This is a genomic window from Bdellovibrionales bacterium (genome assembly GCA_018266295.1).
Lineage (GTDB): Bacteria > Bdellovibrionota > Bdellovibrionia > Bdellovibrionales > Bdellovibrionaceae > JACMRP01.
Map to the genome: position 1 here is coordinate 428,991 of JAFEAQ010000019.1, position 19,378 is coordinate 448,368.

Annotated in this window: 20 protein-coding genes; 7 read left to right on the plus strand and 13 right to left on the minus strand. The window is 49.3% G+C overall.

What is annotated here, in order from left to right:
* Nucleotides 1-5 precede the first annotated feature (5 nt).
* The 5 genes from JSU04_19350 (at nucleotide 6) to JSU04_19370 (ending at nucleotide 4,309) form a co-directional block, all read left to right on the plus strand.
* A complete protein-coding gene (locus JSU04_19350; protein ID MBS1972471.1) occupies nucleotides 6-854 on the plus strand; it encodes an ABC transporter permease in 849 nt (282 codons plus the stop codon).
* A complete protein-coding gene (locus JSU04_19355) occupies nucleotides 851-1,687 on the plus strand; it encodes an ABC transporter permease (GenBank protein ID MBS1972472.1) in 837 nt (278 codons plus the stop codon). The genes JSU04_19350 and JSU04_19355 overlap by 4 nt, the downstream gene beginning before the upstream one ends.
* 100 nt (nucleotides 1,688-1,787) lie before the next feature.
* On the plus strand, nucleotides 1,788-2,549 hold the full coding sequence (locus JSU04_19360; protein MBS1972473.1) for a serine protease: 762 nt from the start codon (nucleotides 1,788-1,790) through the stop codon (nucleotides 2,547-2,549).
* A gap of 192 nt (nucleotides 2,550-2,741) precedes the next feature.
* Nucleotides 2,742-3,581, plus strand: coding sequence for a prepilin-type N-terminal cleavage/methylation domain-containing protein (locus tag JSU04_19365; GenBank protein MBS1972474.1), 840 nt, complete (start codon nucleotides 2,742-2,744; stop codon nucleotides 3,579-3,581).
* 80 nt (nucleotides 3,582-3,661) lie between these two features.
* Nucleotides 3,662-4,309: a hypothetical protein gene (locus JSU04_19370; protein MBS1972475.1), complete on the plus strand. Its 648-nt coding sequence runs from the start codon at nucleotides 3,662-3,664 to the stop codon at nucleotides 4,307-4,309.
* Here JSU04_19370 and JSU04_19375 read toward each other — a convergent pair.
* From JSU04_19375 to JSU04_19435, 13 genes are all read right to left on the minus strand, one after another.
* On the minus strand, nucleotides 4,306-5,079 hold the full coding sequence (locus JSU04_19375; GenBank protein MBS1972476.1) for a DUF2183 domain-containing protein: 774 nt from the start codon (nucleotides 5,077-5,079) through the stop codon (nucleotides 4,306-4,308). The genes JSU04_19370 and JSU04_19375 overlap by 4 nt on opposite strands.
* Before the next feature lie 71 nt (nucleotides 5,080-5,150).
* Nucleotides 5,151-6,257, minus strand: a complete 1,107-nt coding sequence (locus JSU04_19380; protein ID MBS1972477.1) for a hypothetical protein — start codon at nucleotides 6,255-6,257, stop codon at nucleotides 5,151-5,153.
* A gap of 320 nt (nucleotides 6,258-6,577) precedes the next feature.
* Entirely contained in the window at nucleotides 6,578-7,678 is a 1,101-nt protein-coding gene (gene ychF / locus JSU04_19385; GenBank protein ID MBS1972478.1) for a redox-regulated ATPase YchF, read from the minus strand.
* A gap of 82 nt (nucleotides 7,679-7,760) precedes the next feature.
* Nucleotides 7,761-8,324, minus strand: a complete 564-nt coding sequence (locus tag JSU04_19390) for an aminoacyl-tRNA hydrolase (protein ID MBS1972479.1) — start codon at nucleotides 8,322-8,324, stop codon at nucleotides 7,761-7,763.
* A gap of 308 nt (nucleotides 8,325-8,632) precedes the next feature.
* Complete coding sequence (locus JSU04_19395) at nucleotides 8,633-9,298, minus strand: 50S ribosomal protein L25 (GenBank protein ID MBS1972480.1); 666 nt, start codon at nucleotides 9,296-9,298, stop codon at nucleotides 8,633-8,635.
* 53 nt (nucleotides 9,299-9,351) lie between these two features.
* Nucleotides 9,352-10,296, minus strand: coding sequence for a ribose-phosphate pyrophosphokinase (locus JSU04_19400; protein ID MBS1972481.1), 945 nt, complete (start codon nucleotides 10,294-10,296; stop codon nucleotides 9,352-9,354).
* A gap of 117 nt (nucleotides 10,297-10,413) precedes the next feature.
* The gene (locus JSU04_19405) at nucleotides 10,414-11,421 is read right to left on the minus strand and encodes a hypothetical protein (protein MBS1972482.1); all 1,008 of its coding nucleotides are present in this window, start codon (nucleotides 11,419-11,421) and stop codon (nucleotides 10,414-10,416) included.
* A gap of 731 nt (nucleotides 11,422-12,152) precedes the next feature.
* A complete protein-coding gene (locus tag JSU04_19410; protein ID MBS1972483.1) occupies nucleotides 12,153-12,431 on the minus strand; it encodes a transporter substrate-binding domain-containing protein in 279 nt (92 codons plus the stop codon).
* A 9-nt stretch (nucleotides 12,432-12,440) separates the two neighbouring features.
* Nucleotides 12,441-12,905, minus strand: a complete 465-nt coding sequence (locus JSU04_19415) for a transporter substrate-binding domain-containing protein (protein MBS1972484.1) — start codon at nucleotides 12,903-12,905, stop codon at nucleotides 12,441-12,443.
* Between the two features lie 59 nt (nucleotides 12,906-12,964).
* The gene (rdgB, locus tag JSU04_19420; protein ID MBS1972485.1) at nucleotides 12,965-13,555 is read right to left on the minus strand and encodes an RdgB/HAM1 family non-canonical purine NTP pyrophosphatase; all 591 of its coding nucleotides are present in this window, start codon (nucleotides 13,553-13,555) and stop codon (nucleotides 12,965-12,967) included.
* A gap of 5 nt (nucleotides 13,556-13,560) precedes the next feature.
* Nucleotides 13,561-14,301: a ribonuclease PH gene (gene rph, locus JSU04_19425; GenBank protein ID MBS1972486.1), complete on the minus strand. Its 741-nt coding sequence runs from the start codon at nucleotides 14,299-14,301 to the stop codon at nucleotides 13,561-13,563.
* Between the two features lie 25 nt (nucleotides 14,302-14,326).
* On the minus strand, nucleotides 14,327-15,097 hold the full coding sequence (locus JSU04_19430) for an N-acetylmuramoyl-L-alanine amidase (protein MBS1972487.1): 771 nt from the start codon (nucleotides 15,095-15,097) through the stop codon (nucleotides 14,327-14,329).
* Nucleotides 15,098-15,465: 368 nt separating this feature from the next.
* Nucleotides 15,466-16,764, minus strand: a complete 1,299-nt coding sequence (locus tag JSU04_19435) for a hypothetical protein (GenBank protein MBS1972488.1) — start codon at nucleotides 16,762-16,764, stop codon at nucleotides 15,466-15,468.
* A 286-nt stretch (nucleotides 16,765-17,050) separates the two neighbouring features.
* Here JSU04_19435 and JSU04_19440 point away from each other — a divergent pair, with 286 nt between their 5' ends.
* Together JSU04_19440 and JSU04_19445 are read left to right on the plus strand one after the other, a co-directional pair.
* On the plus strand, nucleotides 17,051-18,460 hold the full coding sequence (locus JSU04_19440; protein MBS1972489.1) for a hypothetical protein: 1,410 nt from the start codon (nucleotides 17,051-17,053) through the stop codon (nucleotides 18,458-18,460).
* An 8-nt stretch (nucleotides 18,461-18,468) separates the two neighbouring features.
* A complete protein-coding gene (locus JSU04_19445; protein ID MBS1972490.1) occupies nucleotides 18,469-19,104 on the plus strand; it encodes a PilZ domain-containing protein in 636 nt (211 codons plus the stop codon).
* Nucleotides 19,105-19,378 lie beyond the last annotated feature (274 nt).

Below are 19,378 nucleotides of genomic sequence, written 5' to 3' on the forward strand. Positions count from 1 at the left end.
GCTTCTTGTTTCTTCATGCCATGCCGGGGGGGCCTTTCGATGATGAGGTCTCTCTAAATCCCCAAGTAAAAGAAAATCTGATTCGCACCTGGGCCCTCGATCAGCCGGTCGGGACTCAGTTCCTTGCTTATTTTAAAAGCCTTCTTAAGGGTGATCTCGGCAGCTCTATGCACCAAGGCGGGAAGACTGTGGGTGAAATTCTGTCACAGGGCTTTTCGCAAACGGTCGTCCTCAATGTGCTGGCGATTCTGGTTTCATATCTCTTGGCTTTTGCAACGACCTTTCTGACTTCGGCAAACAAGTACTCTTTACTGAGTCGCGGGATTGGCTCGTTGAATATTCTTGCGATTTCATTGCCGTCGTTATTCCTGGGGCCGGTGCTGATTTATTTCTTCGGGTTTTACCTCAACCTGCTGCCGACGGCGTTTCTTTCAAGTCCGTTGCATTATATTTTACCGGTTCTGACCTTGAGCATCCGTCCTTGGGCGCAGCTGCACATGCTGCTGGATAATTCCTTGCAAGAAACTTTGCAGCTTGATTTCATTCGCACGGCAAAAGCAAAGGGCCTTTCAAAGTTTCAAATTCTGACCGGCCATGCCTATAAGAACTCCTTGATGCCGGTTCTTTCAATGAGTGGGCCGCTGATTGTCGGCTTGATCTCAGGCTCGTTCCTGGTGGAGGTTCTTTTCTCGGTTCCCGGCCTTGGCCAGCAATTCGTCGAGAGCCTCAACCTGCGCGACTATCCGGTTGTGATGGGTTTGGTCCTTCTCTATGGCTCAAGCATGATTGTGCTGACGAATGTGTTTGATGTGATGGCGATGTGGGCCGATCCAAGAATCCGGGGGCAGCGATGAAGATTCGCTCGCGTCACGTCGGCCTTGGCTTTCTTTTAGCAATGATCATCCTCGCGATGTTCGCTGAGCAGATCAGCGGCGTGCGCTTTGATCATCAAGACACCGAGAGCATCCTGATGCCGCCGGGGGCCCATCACTGGTTTGGCACGGATTCCCTCGGTCGCGATCTTTTTACCAGAGTCTTCTATGGCGCCCGGGTTTCACTCTTTGTTGCGGTTTTCTCAAGCGGTCTGACGATGCTTTTAGGAATTGCCTTTGGCGCAATGGCCGGGTGGTTTGAGGGCTTCAGCGAAAGGCTTCTCATTCGCTGCTTGGATGTCCTGCAGGCGATTCCAAGCTTTTTGCTCGTGTCGCTGCTGTGTTTGTTCTTGCAAGGCCTTTTTGAGGTCGGCGACTTTAATCTGCGAACTCTTTTGGCGCTGACCCTGTCGATCTCACTGGTGCACTGGTTTAATGTTGCTAAGATCACTCGTGGGCAGACAAAGCAGATCAAAGCATTAAACTACGTCGAAGCCGCCCGCGCCTTAGGGGCGACGCCTTTGCGTATTTTCCAAAAGCACATTCTGCCGAACATGCAGAGCACGCTGCTCACTCTTTTCGTGATGCAAATCCCGGCAAGTATTCTGTACGAGAGCATGATTAGCTTTGCGGGCTATGGCTTGCAGGCGCCGCAAGTCAGCTGGGGAATTCTTTTGCAAGAAGGGTGGAGATCTCTTTCTCAGTTCCCGCACTTGCTGCTGCTCCCGGCTTTAGTTTTGTTTCTAACGGTCCTTGCCTTCCATCTTATCTTCCATAATCGCCCACCAGAAAAGTTTTTGCAGGAAGTGGACTAGAAACGACACCACTCTTTAGCTCGACCTTTGTTTAGAAATTTGCAAATGAATTGAGCAACTCCCCAGACTTTAGAAAGCTATTTCTCGGGGGGAATTTTCTATGAAAATTTATGTCAGTATTGTAGCGATGCTTTTCGCATCCAATCTCGCGTTCGCAGGTCAACTTGAAACTAAAATCGTGGGTGGCGTTGAAGCTTCCATGGGTGAGTTTCCGTTCATCGTGTCTTTGCAAGACAGTATGGGTCACTTCTGTGGTGGTTCTTTGATTCGTCAGAACTGGGTTTTGACGGCGGGTCATTGCGTAGCAGACGGTGTCGGTAAAGTGGTTATCGGTTTGCACAACTTGAATGACACTCGCAATGCCGAGATCATCAAGCCAAAAAGAATCATCCGTCATCCAAAGTACAATGAATCAACAACAGATTTCGATTACGCATTGATCGAGCTCAGCCAAAACTCTCGTTATCAGCCCGTTGATTTGAACACTGCTGATATCGCAGTTCCTGCAAGCGGTCCAGAAATCATGGCGACGGTTGCTGGCTGGGGTGCAACGAAAGAAACGAACCAAACATTGCCGGCTCGTTTGCAAAAAGTAGAAGTGCCTTTGGTTCCACAGGCTGTCTGCAATAAAAACTACGGTGGTGGCATCACTGATCGTATGCTTTGTGCGGGTTATGCTCAAGGTGGTAAAGATTCTTGCCAAGGCGACAGCGGCGGCCCCTTGGTCGCGACTGCTGACGATCACAAAGTCTACTTGATCGGTGTTGTGAGCTGGGGTGAGGGCTGCGCTCGTGCGAACAAGCCAGGCGTTTACAGCAAGGTCAGCGAAGCCGTGACTTGGATTAATCAAAACGCGAAATAGTCAGTCAGAAAAAAAATCTATACCAAAAAGCCCCGGCAACACACCGGGGCTTTTTTATTTTCTGTTTCCTCGGGTCAGCAAGACATTCCAAAACGAGATGCTCGTTATATTTTCGACTCGTTTCGGGCGTTTTCGCTTCGTGAAATTTGAGAGATCTTTTTTTGTTTATTACAATAAAGCCTCGGGGGAAGCATGAATGTTATTTCAAATCAGCGAGGCATCAGCCTCATTGAAACATTAGTGGCGCTCGGAATTGTTGCAGTCATTTCTATGGCTCTCGCGCAGATGATGAAGGATTCTATCAACGCCACCAATTACTCCGAATCCAAATTCGAAGAAATCGAAATGGCTCGTCAGCTGCAAATGCAGCTCAGTCTGAAGCCCGGTTGTGAGCAGAACTTCAAAGACAAACAGATTCAATTGCTTGATCCAAATAAATACGGATTTTTGCTGAATCCTGTGATGAGTGTTCTCGGCGGAGTTACGAACACCGCAGTGAACGCACTTAATAGCATCATGGGGATTGATAACTTCAATACTGTCATAGATAGCAATGGTCGCCCGATGTTGAGTGTCGGCGATACGATTGGCAACCGGAGCCTTAAAATCACCGGCCTGGGCTTTCATATCGAGTCTCAGGATTGGACGAACTTTCAAAGCGTGAAAGGCAGTTTACCGGCGAACTCCAAAGGCGCCGTCACTATGGGGAACCTCATCGTTTCAGGCGAGCGGGTTAAAACCAGCTACGGCGGCAAGACCTTCACACGGGCTTTCCCGATCCGGGTTCTCTTAGACGCTAACGGCAAGGTGAACGGCTGCTATACCGACACGGATGCGGCTGCGGACGCGGCCGTGACGATCATTAACAATCAAATCACTCAGGTGGTAAATAACACCATCAACCAGAGCACCACATTGGTGAACAACACCACTGTTAATAACGTCAAAAAGGGCTGTGATGTGACGGGGATGAATGGGATGGGTTGGTTTGCCTGCCTTGCGATGGCCTTCTTTAGCGGCGCAATGAAGTAGTGTCGCTGAATGAAGTTAAGACCGGAGTGTCATAAAGTCTCTGATTGCTATGGCTTAGAATATGCATCAGACTTTTATTGATGAAACGCGCTCTGCTCTTGATGTTCATTCTGATTGGTTTCTCACAGGCCCGGGCTTACCGGGATGAAATCCCTGACTATGGCGATCTCTTTGTGCCATCGAATCAACCCTTAAAAGCAAGCCCCATCGGCGAGTCCAGAGTTAAAGACCATCTAGGCGATACGCTCAAGGTTTCAAGGATGTCCTCGGTTGGAAGTCGCACGCTATTTTCATGGCTCCAGCTTTCGAATTTGCCCTTTATGTATCCAAAAGATTGCTGTCACTCACGGGCCTATCTGATGTCTGAGTGGATGGCAGCGCGAAGAGTCCTGAATGCCAAGATCTTCGTTCTTGGTGATCTTAATTATAATTCGCCGAAATATGGCCCGGTTCACTGGGAGTTTCACGTGGCGCCCGCGGTGCTTGATGAACATGCGCAGTGGGTGATCTTAGATCCGTCCACGCAAAGCCAGCCGGTCCATCTCAAGCAGTGGCTCGAGAAATTTGTCGGAGCGCCAGGCACTTATAAAGTATATGTGGCAAGCCGCTTCGTTTATAGCGATCAGTCGTTGATGAATCCGCCGCCTGCAAATTGGAGCGACTACTATGAGAACATCGCCCAAGGCGAGCTCATGGGCTGCGAGGCCGCGCAGAACCGCCGGCCTTAGTTGTTTTTTCTATTCTTACAAATCTCGATGATTTTAGTCTGAACCTGCGCACAGGTGGCTGAGAGTTCACGAGGAGCCTTGCTGCAAGCATCGTATTGAGTCGGGCAGTAAGCATATTCCGGAATAATGAGTTCCGCGTCTTTCTCAGCAAGAATCGCTTGAGCCACTTTCTCGACATTGGCAGCAGTCAGGCGGCCGTACTGATGTTCATTCAGCGCGATATCCATGGCTGTGATGTAATTCACAGTGCCGGGGCGCTCAGCGCGGAAAAGAACTTCGTGCAAATACACCGGCGAGATCTTATCGCCATATTGCGCGCGAATAGTTTCAGCGATTTCAAGGCTTGGCTCGGAGTTATCAAAAATCACGATGAAGTGACGGCCCGGGTGAGCGGCCAGAATTTTTTCAAGGTGTTTTACTTTGAATTTTTCAATCGACCACTCGGTGATCCAGTTACGCAAAGCCAAGTCCGCCGTGGGATACTGCGATTCTTTTAGAAAGCCACGGATGCGTCCTTCAAACCAGGTTGCAATACCGCTCACAAGCGTGAATTTTACAGGAGTGGTCTCGTCGCTGGTGATCGCTTGATAGAGCTCAGGCATGCCGGCAAAGGTTTTATCTTTTTCAAGAATCTTCACCGCAGACTTCGTGAGGCCCGTGTTTTCGGCCTGGCGAAGAACGTCATCAAAGCCGCTAATGAGAACGGGCTTGGTGGTTTGAGCTTGGGCCGACAGAGTCACAAAAATGAAAAGACTGATGAGGTATTTCATGACGGAGAATTTAGACCAAGTCCGAGTGCTTGTAAATAAGGCCCCATGGGACCGAGTAGAATCTTTCCGCCTTAGAGCCCCATCAAATGGGCCGCTTGCACGGTTGAATTGTAATATTGAATTTTGCGAATGTAGCGGCTTCGTTGATTACCGTCGGGCTGTGAACCTATATAGCCATAGTTGATCGTCGGAAGCGTGCCTGAAGTATCTGTCGTGATCGCCCCACGATTGATGGAGCTTGTGAACGAATTGGCTTTGTAAGTGATGGCCTGGCGGTTCACAGTTCCCGCCGTTGTGATCGCACCACCGGGGCTGAACTGCGAAGTGCTACCGACGGTGACGCCACTTGTGACGGTGGTGTTGTTATCAGAAATCTCAATCGAGTTCTGCGCAAAAGTTCCAGAGACATTAGTTGCAAAGAGCCCCAGCACGCGGTACGTGGCGCTGCTTTCATTACGCGTATTCATGTACTCCGCAAACAGCGTGCCTTGTGTGCCATCCAGCCACGCCAGTGAGTTGAAGATCAGCGTCTCGGCATTGCGAGTGACGGGCGAAGTGCTCGGAACCTTAATATAGCTGGTGGGCATAGTGCCTAGTTCTGCTTGAGCGCCCCAGGCGTAGATTTGCGAAAGATGCCCACTCCCCATATAAATCATAAAGCGCATCACGTTGCTGTTCGTTTTCTGTCCTGTGATATAAACCCGTGTCCAGTTTGTCGTGACGTTCACATCCTGAGTCACCCAGAGCTGATAAGCTCCCGTGGCCTCTTGCATCGCGAGGCGAATCGTGCCATTGGTGCTGAGAGATTTCACATAAACGCTAAAAACATAGGAGGTGTTGGCGGAGGTTGTCGGCAGAGTTCCATAGGTCCATGAATCCCCTTGCTGAGTCAAACGATCGGCTGTCATCGTTCCATCCGGTGCGACTGCAACGTCTTTTGCAACCAGCATGGGTGTTGCGCCTTCGGTGTTCCAGCAAGTCGCAAGATCAATGTTTTCGCTGCAGACGTTGATATTTGTTGCCGCAGGTTCTAGCAAAAGCCCGCGTGGCTGCAGCGTCGTCGGATCATAATCAAAGCGGGGAGTGCCCGCCGCAGCGGTTTGCATCACCCCCGAACTATCAAAGTAGGTCGCCGTCGAAGTGCGTGTAAACGTCAATGTCGAAGGCAGCGAGCTCATTGCCGTGAAATCCCAGTTCAGCACCGGCGGTGGCACGCGAAAAAAGGCAAATGGTATAATGTGGGAGTAACTCACATCAGCAGCACAGCAAAAGAGGAGTGAAAAGATAAAGAAACGTATGGTGAACTTCACTCTATTCAGGGTATCGAAGTTCTTTTTCGTCACAATTTCAATTCTCAAAAAGCGCCGAAGGACCTGTGAAATAGTGGTCTTTGTGAAACCGCGGACGAACTCTGAGTTCATGGTTCACGATGGAGCAGAGAAAGGCATTTGCTAGAGAGAAAAGAAAAACCCCGGTTTTGCCGGGGTTTTTTTAGAAACTAAACGTTGAATTTGAAGAACAAGATGTCGCCGTCTTTCACGACGTACTCTTTTCCTTCGACACGGTACTTGCCCGCGTCTTTTACGGCTTGCTCACTCTTCAAAGTGAAGAGATCTTCGCAGTGATAAGTTTCAGCTTTGATGAAACCGCGTTCGAAGTCCGTGTGAATCACGCCGGCTGCTTGCGGAGCTTTCATGCCGGCACGGATCGTCCATGCACGCACTTCTTTTTCACCCGCTGTGAAGTAAGTCTGCAAGCCCAACAATTTGTAAGCTTCGCGGATCAAACGATTCAATCCCGGCTCTTCAGCGCCGAGAGCATCCAAGAAATCTTTGCGCTCTTCTTTTGGCAACTGAGCAATCTCAGCTTCCATTGCAGAACAGATCAAGATCGTTGTGTTACCCTCTTCAGCGGCGCGTTTTTCAACAGCGCGAGTCCAATCATTGCCGCCGGCTGCGAAATCCGCGTCAGACACGTTCATCGCATACAATTGCGGCTTAGCAGTGAGCAAGTGCATCTCTTTCAAGAAAGGAGCTTCTTGATCATCAATCGCTACTGAGCGAGCTGGCAAACCTTTACCAAGGGCTTCAACAACTTTGCGAGCCACTTCGTATTCCATTTTGATTTTCTTATCAGTGCCGGTCTTTGCCGTTTTCTCAACGCGCTTAACGCGTTTTTCAGCAGAGTCCAAATCAGCAAGCATCAATTCTGTGTTGATGATTTCCATGTCGCGAACTGGATCAACAGAACCAGATACGTGGATGATATTTGGGTCGTCGAAGCAACGAACCACGTGAACGATCGCGTCTGTTGAGCGGATGTGGCTCAAGAACTGATTGCCGAGGCCTTCACCTTGGCTGGCACCTTTTACGATACCGGCGATGTCTACGAACTCCATCGTTGTTGGAACAATGCTTTGAGGTTTTACGAAACCACAGATTTTATCCATGCGTGGATCTGGAACTGTTACAACGCCGACGTTAGGATCGATTGTACAGAACGGGTAGTTCGCAGCCTCGGCCTTTGCAGACGTGAGGGCGTTGAAAAGAGTACTTTTACCTACGTTCGGTAAACCAACAATACCAACTTGAAGTGCCATGTGTGCGCCTCCGGCGCAGGAGGTGGAGGCCGGGACGGCCGCAACTGGACTGCGCCAATAAAAATTAAAAAACTACCTTACCCTAAGAATTAAACTTCGTCGAAGCTTTTTGGATCCCGTCATAGATGATGCTTTCAACCGCATCGCCCGCTTTATTAAGGAAATCCGGCATTTTCGCGAACTCATCTTGGGTGAATTTATTCAATACGTAATCAGCCACTGGGATATTGGGGTTCTCGGGGCGACCCACGCCTAAACGGAGGCGAATGTAGTCGGCAGAGCCCAACAAACCGGAAATGCTTTTAATACCGTTATGGCCGCCGTGCCCGCGGTTCTTCTGGATTTTCATTTGGCCAAACGGCTGATCGATCTCATCGTGCATAACGATGAGATGATCCATGGCGATCTTATAAAAGCCCATCAGGGGCTGCACGGATTCGCCCGAGAGATTCATAAAAGTTTGCGGCTTACAAAAAATAACTGGATGCTCGCCGATCTTGGTTTGAAAGATCTCGGCTTTGAATTGATTTTTCTGTGGGGGATTGCCCAAACCTTTGAGCATGTAATCCACGCCCATAAAGCCAATATTATGCCGGGTGAGGGCATATTGATTTCCTGGATTTCCTAGGCCGACGATGAGCCACATTTGTATTGTCTCCGAACTTCTTTCTACATCCTGATAATCGAGGCTTCCGCCTCGAGCTCCGCTTCCTGCCGGCCGTCCGTGCCGTCAGGTTTCTGTATCTGAAGACATTTGCAGAGTTTAGTACTTGTCTTCAGTCTTCATTCCCAGGCGACCACGATGGTCGTCTGGCCCCGTTCTCATGGACGGATGGCCTTCGCTGTTTCCCTTACTGGGCGATCAAGCCACAAAACGAAGTGAGCCACAAAACTCAAAATCACAAACAAAAAAAGCGGCCTTAAGCCGCTTTTTGAGTAGGTCGATGAGACCAATTATTTTTTCGCTGGAGCTGCAGGTTTCGCTGCACCCGCTGCCGGAGCTGCTGCTGCAGGAGCCGCTGCGCCTGCTGCCGGAGCTGCTGCCGCTGCTGGAGTTGCTGCTTCTTCTTCTTGAACCGCAACAACCGCGATTGTGTCTTCTGGACGAGAGATAACTTTAACGTTACCTACGTTCAAGTCAGACACGTGAAGAGCATCGCCTACGCCCAAGTTAGAAACGTCTGCAGTGAAGAAATCTGGGATTTCAGTTGGCAAACATTCGATCTCGATTTGACGTTGAACAACGTTCAACAAACCGCCTTCAGACAAACCGATTGGTTTACCTTCCAAACGAACTTCTACGTTTACGCGGACAGTTTTAGTCATATCAAGAGCGAAGAAATCAACGTGAACTGGACGGCGAGTCAAAGGGTGAACGTCTACTGACTTGATCAAAACCACTTTGCCGTTAGCTTTGTTGATAGAGCTTTTTACGTTGAAAAGAGCATTCTCGTAAGCGCGTGTGTTGTATTTCAAAACATCACGAACATCGACGAACACGTTTGTGTTCTCAACTGCACCATAGATAACGCCTGGAACTTTAGCAGCATTGCGGAGTGCACGGCTGTTGTGTTTACCAGTTTCGCGAGCTTCCATAGTGAGTTCAATTCTTTGTTTCATTTCATCTTCCTTCTGTTAGACCCATCTCCGTTTGGATACTGGTCACTTGTTACTTAATCAAAGAGCGAGCTTACCGAATCGTTGCCGTGGATGCGTTTGATGGCTTCTGCGAGCAAAGGTGCTACGGAGACGACTTCAAACTTGCCACAAGCTTTGGCGGCTTCAGACAGCGGAATCGTGTCTGTCACCCAAACCTTTTCGATAGGGCTTTCTTTCAATCGGGCGATCGCTGGGCCCGATAATACCGGATGCGTTGCAACGGCGAAGACACGTTTTGCCCCATTCTTAATAAGGCTGTCAACCCCTTGTGTAAGGGTTCCAGCCGTATCAATCATGTCATCGATAATCACAGCGGTTTTGCCCGAAACATCCCCGATAAGGTGCAAAGCTTTTGCCTCGTTCGGGCCGGACCGGCGTTTATCGATAATGGCCAGTGAACTCTCAATTCTCTTAGCAAAGGCACGGGCTCTTTCGACCCCTCCGGCGTCAGGACTCACCGCAACAAAATCAGAGCCTGTTCCCAGCTGCTCACGCCAAGCGCGGGCCAGGGTTGGAATGGCAAAAAGATGGTCCACCGGGCTGTTAAAGAAGCCCTGGATCTGGGTGGCATGGAGGTCCACGGAAACCACGCGGTTCACGCCGGCGGTGGTCAGCAGATCCGCCATCAGTTTGGCAGAGATCGGCGCCCGGGGAGCCACCTTACGATCTTGGCGGGCGTATCCGAAATAAGGAATCACGGCCGTGATCTGGGCGGCAGAGGCACGCTTGAGCGCATCCACCATGATAAAAAGTTCCATGTAGCTCTGGTTCACAGGCGGGCAGGTGCTTTGAACGATAAACACGTTCTGACCGCGGACGCTTTCATGGATCTCGATTTGTACTTCGCCATCGGCAAACGAGCTTACCTGGGAATATCCAAGTTCAACACCGGCTGCTTCGGCCACTTTTTTGGCTAGTTGGGGGTGGGAATTCCCCGAAAAGATTTTTAGGCCCTTCATCACTCGTAGTCTCCTGAGTTAAAAGTGCGTTTGCGCAGGAAGCAACTTCAGTTGCGCCCCAGGAGGCTAGCAAGGGGTGGGAGCTTTGTCCACTTTTCGGAGTGAAATGCCGATTTTTTACGCGGCCTTTTGATCTCCCAGAATGATCTGGTTGAGCTCTCGGCTCAGTTCCAGCGCATCGAGGGCTAGAGTATTGACCTCATTGGACTCTGTGGCGATTTTTTGGGCTGACGAGGCGTTCTCTTGGGAGGACTGATCGAGCTGAAACATGGCCTTGCTGATCTGCTGAATGTCATTGGCCTGTTCCGAAGAGCCCGTCGAGATCTCGTTATTGAGTTCTGAGACCTTATTCACCGAACCGACGATGGCATTTAGCACCATCCCGGAGCGGTCGGCGATTTGGCTCCCTTGAGAGATTTTTTGCACCGATTCCTTAATCAGGCCCGAGATGTCCTTCGCCGCCAAGGCACTGCGTTGAGCAAGGGCGCGGACGGCCTCCGCCACCACGGCGAAACCTTTGCCATGATCGCCGGCGCGCGCGGCCTCAACAGCAGCATTGAGTGCGAGCAGGTTTGTTTGAAAGGCGATGTCGTCAATCACGGTGATAATAGCTTCGATCCGCTTCGAAGATTCTGAGATCTCGTTCATCGACTGAATCAGAGCCTTGATTTCTTTTTCGCCTTTTTCAGCGGAGTCTTTCGAGTTCATGGAAATCGAAGCAGCTTCTTTGGCATTGTCAGAATTAACTTTCACCATTGCTGAAAGCATTTCCAGCGAAGCCACGGTGTCTTGCAGGGTCGATGCCGCCTGAGTCGATGATGACACCAAACTATTTCCGGAGCTGGTCATTACGTCCATGGAACTTGTGACCTGAGTGTTGGCTTCTGCAAGGCGAGCCGCAATTTTCGTAATTGAATCTGAAAGACGTTGAGAGAAAACATAAGCGATCACCAGCGCCAAAAGTACAGATATCACACTGAAAGTGAGCATCAGCACACGCGCCATGTTTTCATTTTCAATGGCTTTATTGGTGTTGGCTGTGACTTGAGCCAGTTGCAATTCCGTCTCGGTCCGGAGCGCTTTGTAAAAGACGTCGGCTTTGGCGGGGCAAACTTCACGGATCATGCGAACGATCTCGGTCTGATTTTGTTCGTAATCTTTAGATTTACCGATGAGCTCGGCACCGAAAGCAGAGAAGTCCTTCCAAGCTGCTTGCAGTTCTTTATAGCTGGCGCGGTCCTTCGCTGAAAGATCGACTTCTTCATAATATTTTAACAGGCGCGCGACCTGTTCTGCTTGGCGAAGGGCGGCCGCAGTGTAGTGCTCGACATCTTTTTTCTCGGTGCCGATGAAGGCAATGCTTCGCACCTGAATACGGAGCTCGCGAAATTCCCCGCGGAGGTCGCCGAGGGTTTTTACGAGTGGCAGACTTTGTTTGGCAATCGGACTGTAGGAATCTGTCACAGAGTTTACTGAATAGGATCCGACCAAAGCAACGACAAGGCCGGTCGCGGTGATGGTCAAACATGCTAAAATCATCTTTATCTTTAAGCTCATAGTTGTTCCTCGCGACTTTCTGTAGGCCCTTTCGGTCATTTTCAAAGTCACCTACGCTCGCATTAGGCAAAACGATGAACGAATGCTTGTCCATGCCAGACTAGAGAGTTTCTGATTATAATTTTAGAACAGTTTATGGAAAGTAATTCTAGCGGTGTTTCAGCAAGTTACGGAGCTCTTCGTTCGGAGCGATCTTTGGTAAAAACCGAGAAAAGGGGTGGTGAAGTTGTACCGTCACTGAATGACGGAGATATAATTTTTTTTCACTCATGTTTGAAACGCAGCTTTAGCGAGCGAAATCAACGAGCATCGGTGTAGTTCTTGAGGATTTTTTGATAAGTTCCGTTCTTTTTAATGTTCTCAATCGCGCGATTAATCTGAGTAAGAGGCAATTTGGACTTTTTTGAGACTGCACATTTGGTGCGAACGCGATCCATTTGCAACTCGGACTCTTTTAGAATTGGGTAGATATGGCTGAAATAATCGTATTCGAGGTCTGACATCACGATGTAATCAAGCCGGCCATGGATGAGTTTCTGAATATTGCTTTGATTGCTGGCGCCATCTTCGCGGGTGATTTCGCCGCTTTAAAATTCAGACTCTAAATCATGGTAGATAAAGTTGACGACGGTGCCGACGCGCTCACCGTGGAGGTCTTTCAATTTTTGAATCGTTTTTTTGCTGGCCGATACGATCACGTTGACGCTGGGATAGAGTTCAGAGGTCCACAAAACATCGTTACGGATTGCGGGCTGCCAGATTTCGTGAATGTGGCAGATGATATCGATATCGCCAGAAAGCAAACTCGGAGCCACACGATTTTTTGGCAGCAAGATCCATGTTGTCTTTAGTTTCATTTCCGCGGCAATGGCTTCGCCAAGATCTTTCAAAAGACCGCGCTCTACCTCGGGCTTGTGGAGTGGATTTTGAATCTCAACGAGCGGCATTGAGTAATTGCTATTGATGCCGAAGTAAATTTTGTCAGCGGGGTCGTCCTTACCCCATGACAAAGAGGCCAACAGCGTGAGTGTAAGAGCTGGAAGTAGTCTCATACGAGAAGGTTATCGAACCGCAGAGTGAAGTCACTGTTTAGTTCGAGGTTTCCTTGAATCTAGGCCTTTAGCTTTTCCAGAAAGGCTTTCAGGGCTTGCGCTCTGTGAGAGTGTTGATTTTTATATCCAGGGCCTAACTCCGCGAGGGTTTGCTTTTGTCCCTCTGGAATGAACACAGGATCATAGCCAAAGCCCAATTGTCCCACAGGTTTTTGGGAGATAGTGCCTTTCATCACGCCTTCGAAGTGCCATTCGGCACCGTCGGGAGTAAAAACCACAGTCGAGCAAACAAACCTCGCATTACGATTCGCCATTGGGCGAATTGTCATCATCTTCAAAAGCTTCGCGATATTTTCACTGTCAGAGGCTTTTGGGCCCGCATAACGTGCCGAGTGAATGCCTGGAAGATTGTTGAGTCCTTCGACTTCAAGGCCAGAGTCTTCGCCCAAAACCCATACGCCGGTCTTAACGGCCTTGAGTGTGCGCGCTTTGATCTGCGCATTTTCAAGAAACGTCTTGCCGTCTTCAGGGCGGGGAGTGAAAGAAGGGATGTCGGCTTGAGTGAAGATTTTTAATTCTGCCAACTCTTTCAAGCCGAGTTTGTATTCAGTGACTTTGCCTTTATTGCCGGTTGCGATCCACAATTCCATGACAATTACATTCCGCTGATTTGAGTGCGTTTAAAAATAGGACCGACGATTTCTTCTTGGACTTTGAAAAGTTCGAAGCAGCCTTTCTGTGCGACATCCATCATCGCGTTCAATTGCTCGCGAGTGAATGGAACGTCTTCGGCGGTTCCTTGAACCTCTACGAAGTGGCCTTTGTCTGTCATCACAAAATTCATATCTGTTCCGATGGCAGAATCTTCGTCATAATCAAGATCCAGCAAGATGTCGCTGCCTTGAATGCCGACGCTGATGGCAGCGACGTAATTGATCAAGGGCATATTCTTGATTTCGCTGAGACCGTGTAACTTTTTAAGTGCGAGCGCGAGCGCCACAAAGCCGCCAGTCACAGAAGCCGTGCGCGTGCCTCCGTCCGCGTTGATCACGTCACAGTCGATGGTGATTTGTTTTTCGCCCATGAGTTTCAAATCCACGGCCGCGCGCAGAGAACGGCCGATCAGGCGTGAAATTTCTTGCGTGCGTCCGCCGTTCAAAGTTTTATCACGCTTCATACGTTGGTGAGTTGAACGCGGCAACATGCCGTACTCTGCCGTGATCCAGCCTTCGCCAGAACCGACAAGCCATTGCGGAGCTTTTGCTTCGTAGCTTGCCGTGCAGAGAACGCGGGTTCTACCGAACTCCACCAAGGCAGAACCTTCGGCGTATTCAGAAACGTTGGACGTGATTTTTACTGGGCGTAATTGATGGGGCAGACGGCCGTGAGCGCGCATGAGACATCCTTTGAAATGAAAGGACTTACTCTAGTGCTTGGCCCTCAATTTTGTCCATCATTTCTTTGTATTGAAGAACGGCTTTGTAGATTTTCTGGGCAATTTCTTGCTGGTATTTAACCGTGTTTAGCTTCTGAGATTCCTCAGGATGGCTTAAGAAGCCCACTTCCACGAGCACAGAAGGCATGGTGGTTTTTGAAACCACATAGAACGGGGCTTGGCGGATCGCCGAATGAGGCCAATCCGTCGACAGCAGTTGGGTCATTTTCAAGCTGCTCTTGGCGCGATATTGGCGATGCAGATCATCCACGATCGCCATGATATCCCCTTTTTTGGAAGGGGCTTCTGCAGCAGCAGAGTGGGTTTTGCCGTCGGCTCCCGATTTCTCGGCCTGATTTTCCTGATCCGCAAGCATCAAGCTTTCTTCATCGGGGGGTAGCGAGTTCTGAAAATAGAGCTCGGTCCCTTTTACGCGACGATCGGGGTTTGAGTTCGCGTGCAGACTGATGAACAGATCTGCTTGCGCGGTCTCGGCTTTTTTCACGCGCTCGGGGAGTGACAGGTGCTGATCTTTTTCCCGGGTCATTTGGACGCTGAATTGCGGGTTGTCGGCGAGCAGGGTTTTTAAATAACCGGCCACTTTCAGAACGAGATCCTTCTCTTTCAATCCAGAATGATACGTCCCTGAATCCACTCCGCCGTGGCCAGGGTCGATCATGACCTGCAGGGCTTTGGCATTCATGGAGATGGCTGTCAGAGCGGCAACGAGAAAGAAGCGGTGAAAGAGCTTATGCATGAATCTAGTTTAAGGTTTTTTGTTTTCGGGAGACAGTCGAGGAATAAAAGCTGGACAAAAAAAAACGGCGACCAGGTGGGGGGGGAGGGCCTAGTCGCCATGGGGGGGTACTTATCTATAGAGCAATGGCGGTGCCAGCCCTTCGGAGGGTCGGGGACGGATATATTCGCTCCTGCGGTGTAGAGCCTTTTGACGGTGCCCCTTTTGGCGGTCACAACAGGTGCCAGGCCCTGTTTCTTGTTGCGATGAGTCCGGAAAGAGGGCCTGGCACCAAAAAAAACGGAGCCCTTGGGCTCCGTTGGTTTCTATCCGCAGTATGTTTTTAAGTTAAGCTAAACTTCGACACATCTCCTTGTTATCAGCATCGCCTATTTGGTGATGTTGAGGTAACGGAACCAGAGGTCGAACACGAGGTGCAGTTTTCCGTCCTCTGTTTTTACCACAGACTTCATGAGAGTCTGGTTACCGTACTGATCCGTTTCTTTATAACGTTTGTCATAATGAAGGTCGATCACAGTAAGGCCTTTTTCTTGGAGTGTATAGAGCTCGTTTGGATCCGCAACGCCGTCACGGTTGCTATCTTTCCACAGGCGAAGTTCGCTGAAGATCGCATCATCCTCTGTGATCAAACCGTCTTTGTCGTCATCATATTTTGCCAATGCTGCATAACCGTTAGCAGCAAACTTACCATCTGGGCCTTTGGTGTTATCACCAAACATTTCGTCAATACCCAAGACGCGACCTTGTTTGTTAGGGAGTACGATGAAGTAGTATTCTTGATCTTCTGGAGTCAGCCAAGAAATCTGCTTCTTATCATGAGCCCTCGGGAATGAATTCTCGCCGAGGATATCGAACTGAATACCATCAAGTGGTGAAGTCAGCTGGATGCCGCGAGACTCTGAGTTCATGCTCACGATGAGCGGAGATACGCGGCTGTCACAATTTGCTTGTGTCGCATCTGTGCTGGTATTGCCATATTTCTTATTCACGCTGCTGTACTGGCTGTTTTGCTTGTTGAAATCGTAAAGGATTGCGATCTTCTTGCTGCTCGTTGTGTAAGTGCCGTCAGCATTTTTCGTGAACTGGATATCGCTTTGAGTGAACTCCTTCGAAATGAAAGCCGAAGAAGAAGCGGTGGCATCCATAATATGAGCTTCGTATTTTCCAGCTGGGAGCTCTGGGCACGGAGTGAAGCTGACTTTTTTAGTATTTAGGATCTGAGACTTAAAGTCGCCGCTGAGTTCGCAAACAACTTTATTCGTTTTATCAACGATCACGATTTTCAACGCAGCAGCAGTCAAAACGTTACCGCCGGCCGCATCGCTGTGCATGTTGGAACATTCAAATGAGAAATTCACAGGCACGTTTGTTTTTGGTGTGTTGGAATCGTTCCCTTGAGGATTTTTTCCTCCGACACTCGAGTCGTCACCTTTTGGTGGAGTTTTACCTCCGGTGTTGGAGTCATCGCCCGGACGAACCCCCGCGACATTCCCGTCATCTCCTGGAGTAGTGCCAAAGACGCCTTCCTTGCCTAAAGCTTCTGCCTTAGCTGCTTCATCGATGGTGAATTTCGCTCGCGAACAGTTTTGATAACCAAAGGTCATCAATCCGCCGAGCACCATCACCGTCAAAGCAGGCATTAACTTACTGTTCTTCCGTGCATTCATTGAGTTCCCCCCACAATGAAAAGAAAAAAACGTAAACGTTCAATTTATTATGGTGCAGAAACGGGGCCACGCTAAGTGAACCACGACGGAACTGGGACTAAAAACCAGTCTAGCCTTTTGACATCTGTGTGAGGAGCAACTGACAGTTCTCACTTTGAAACACTGTTTCGATGAGCTGTTGTTTGTTCCAGAAAGAAACGCTGAGCGCGACCTCAATCCAGTTAATTTGCAAAGGTCTCTGACCGATACGCCAAGTGTTAGATTTTATATTTAAGGAGGAACCGCCATGGGGACGTTGAAACCACTGTTGTTAGTAATTGCATTGCTTGCTTCCACAAGTCTTATGACTTCAGCACATGCGAAGTCTGTTGATTCAGCCCAGGTAGATGCTGAAGAAGCTGCGACCGACGCAGAAAGCGCAAAAGCTGATGCCGCTGAAGCAAAAAGAAGAGCAGAGGAAGAGAGAAAAAGACTTGATAAAGCCCGTGCGGAGGCTAAAGCCGCTCTAGAAAAAGCTCGTTCTGCAGAAGCAAATGCGAAAAAAGAACAAGCCGAAGCTGAGCGTGAAGTAGCGCGTGCAAAGCAAGAGACTGCGGAAAACGAAAAGCAACAAAAGCAAGCTGAGCAACAACAAGCTCAGGCTGAAGCTCGTATTAAAGCGGCTCAAGAAAAAGTAGCTCAAGCGAAAGCGGCTAAAGAACAAGCTATTGAAAAACGTAAAGCGGCTGTGAAGTCTTCTGAAGACGTTGCTTCAAAAGCGAAAGATTCTGAAAAAGAAGGCCAAAAAGCCATGGACGAAGCAGCTAAAGCGACGAAAGAACTTGAAGATGCTAAGTTGAAGTTGAAACAAACTGAAGCTGAAATGGCTAAGACTCAATTAAATACGCAAAAAGCAGTTGCTCAAGGTAAAGCGACTGAGGCCCGTGTAAAAGCTGAAATGGCTCGTATCGAGGCTGACAAAGCTCGCGCGGAGGCTGACATTAAGAAAAACCAAGCAGCTCATGCTCAAGCTGACGCTTCTGTAAAGAAGTTGGAAGAAGATCAAAAGGCCGCGGCCGAATCTTTTGCGAAAATTAAGTCGTCTTTGGAAGAAGAAAAGAAAAAAGCTGACGAAGCAAAGGCTAACGAAGAAAAAGCTCGTGCGGCATTTGCAAAATCTAAAACAGATCTCGAGAAGTCTAAAGCTGAGTTGCAAAAAGCCACTGCTGAAGCGACTTTCGAAACTGGTAAAGCTAAAAAGGCTGTTGCTGAGTTCGAAGCTCAATCAACAAAGGCCGATGCTGAGCTTGCTCGTTTAAAAGCTGAAGCTGAAAAAGCTAAAAAAGAACGTGAAGCTATCGAAGAGGCCCTCGAAAAGGCAAAGTCAAAGGCGGATGAGCACTCTATCCGCGTCGATACGGCAAAAGCAGAGGCTGAAACTGAAAAATCAATGTTGGAAACTGCAAAAATCAGAGCTGAGACAGCGGGTTTGAACGTGTCTGGTATCGCGGCGATTAAAAAATCTGCGACAGGTAGCACGGGTGCAAGCACGAAAACATTGGTTAAAGACTGTGTGGTTCGTACAAAACCTGAAACTGGTAAGCAAGTGGGCGTGGCTAAGAAGGGCTCTAATGTGAGCATCACTGGCCAGCAAGGTGTGTGGGTGCAAGTGAATAGCCCTGAAGGCTATATGCACCAGAACTGCGTTAACAAATAGTATGATATATGTTTTCGCTCTTCGTTCGCCGGCCTTGGGCCATTCATAACCCACTGAAATCTTGGACTCTCGCAGGCTTGAGCATGCGGGAGTGCCAGCTTTTGGTGGCGTCGATGACGGACGCAGAAGTGAAAGTGAGCTGGGCGCACCACGAGAATTGGACCGAGTGGAAGCCGCTCAGCGAACCTGAATGCCACGATCTGTTTGGCTATAAAGACAGTGCCCACGGCGAATTGCCGGCGGTGCCGCAAATCACTCAGGAAGACGATCACGAAATCACGCAGGTCCGCATGGTCACGGTGGGCGTGCAGAAGCGTGAACTGATTGCGCGTAAATTTACCCGTTACGAAGCCAAAGTGCCGGTGGAAATCGTTGTTGGTTCAAACACCTTTTCGACGAGTACATTGGATATGTCCGAGGGCGGCTTTTGTTTTGAAGACAAGTTGCCGGACTGGGTGGCGGGCTACTTCACGGTTGTGTTGAACACGCCAGAAAAGATGTTTGAATTCACCTGTTTCTTAGCGGAAGACCAAAAGAAGGACAAATTCCGCGCCGAAGTTGCTCCGACAACGTCAGAGCAAGTCATCAACGAATTCCGAGCATGGCTAGAAACTAAGAAGTTTCCAGCCGTTGCCCAACGCTAGCTCCTAGGTGCCCGCGGCCCGCGTGCATATTCGCCCGAGCCTCCGAATACCCCCAAGCCACATATCTTCGTCCGGAATACGAATTGTTGAATTTAGTATTGACGTGGTTTTTTGGGGTGCTTGGCTTCGCTTATGCGGGGAGATTTTACGTGGGGCTTTGGATTTTGATTTCTGCAAGAGATCTCTTCGGGGCGAAGGGATTACGCTCTTTGATGAGTGATATGATTCGCGTTAGGCTTGAGCTCGGAAATTCACTCTAAAAACCTGTGTTATA

Excerpts from the sequence above, each read along its gene's own strand:
- JSU04_19415 (MBS1972484.1), bottom strand. The coding sequence starts at position 12,905 with ATGAGACTACTTCCAGCTCTTACACTCACGCTGTTGGCCTCTTTGTCA.
- JSU04_19380 (MBS1972477.1), bottom strand. The coding sequence starts at position 6,257 with ATGAGCTCGCTGCCTTCGACATTGACGTTTACACGCACTTCGACGGCG.
- JSU04_19355 (MBS1972472.1), top strand. The coding sequence starts at position 851 with ATGAAGATTCGCTCGCGTCACGTCGGCCTTGGCTTTCTTTTAGCAATG.
- ychF (MBS1972478.1), bottom strand. The coding sequence starts at position 7,678 with ATGGCACTTCAAGTTGGTATTGTTGGTTTACCGAACGTAGGTAAAAGT.
- JSU04_19365 (MBS1972474.1), top strand. The coding sequence starts at position 2,742 with ATGAATGTTATTTCAAATCAGCGAGGCATCAGCCTCATTGAAACATTA.
- JSU04_19440 (MBS1972489.1), top strand. The coding sequence starts at position 17,051 with ATGGGGACGTTGAAACCACTGTTGTTAGTAATTGCATTGCTTGCTTCC.
- JSU04_19390 (MBS1972479.1), bottom strand. The coding sequence starts at position 8,324 with ATGTGGCTCATCGTCGGCCTAGGAAATCCAGGAAATCAATATGCCCTC.
- JSU04_19370 (MBS1972475.1), top strand. The coding sequence starts at position 3,662 with ATGAAACGCGCTCTGCTCTTGATGTTCATTCTGATTGGTTTCTCACAG.
- JSU04_19360 (MBS1972473.1), top strand. The coding sequence starts at position 1,788 with ATGAAAATTTATGTCAGTATTGTAGCGATGCTTTTCGCATCCAATCTC.
- rdgB (MBS1972485.1), bottom strand. The coding sequence starts at position 13,555 with ATGGAATTGTGGATCGCAACCGGCAATAAAGGCAAAGTCACTGAATAC.
- JSU04_19405 (MBS1972482.1), bottom strand. The coding sequence starts at position 11,421 with ATGATCCGTGAAGTTTGCCCCGCCAAAGCCGACGTCTTTTACAAAGCG.
- JSU04_19395 (MBS1972480.1), bottom strand. The coding sequence starts at position 9,298 with ATGAAACAAAGAATTGAACTCACTATGGAAGCTCGCGAAACTGGTAAA.
- JSU04_19375 (MBS1972476.1), bottom strand. The coding sequence starts at position 5,079 with ATGAAATACCTCATCAGTCTTTTCATTTTTGTGACTCTGTCGGCCCAA.
- JSU04_19430 (MBS1972487.1), bottom strand. The coding sequence starts at position 15,097 with ATGCATAAGCTCTTTCACCGCTTCTTTCTCGTTGCCGCTCTGACAGCC.
- JSU04_19435 (MBS1972488.1), bottom strand. The coding sequence starts at position 16,764 with ATGAATGCACGGAAGAACAGTAAGTTAATGCCTGCTTTGACGGTGATG.
- JSU04_19400 (MBS1972481.1), bottom strand. The coding sequence starts at position 10,296 with ATGAAGGGCCTAAAAATCTTTTCGGGGAATTCCCACCCCCAACTAGCC.
- rph (MBS1972486.1), bottom strand. The coding sequence starts at position 14,301 with ATGCGCGCTCACGGCCGTCTGCCCCATCAATTACGCCCAGTAAAAATC.
- JSU04_19445 (MBS1972490.1), top strand. The coding sequence starts at position 18,469 with ATGTTTTCGCTCTTCGTTCGCCGGCCTTGGGCCATTCATAACCCACTG.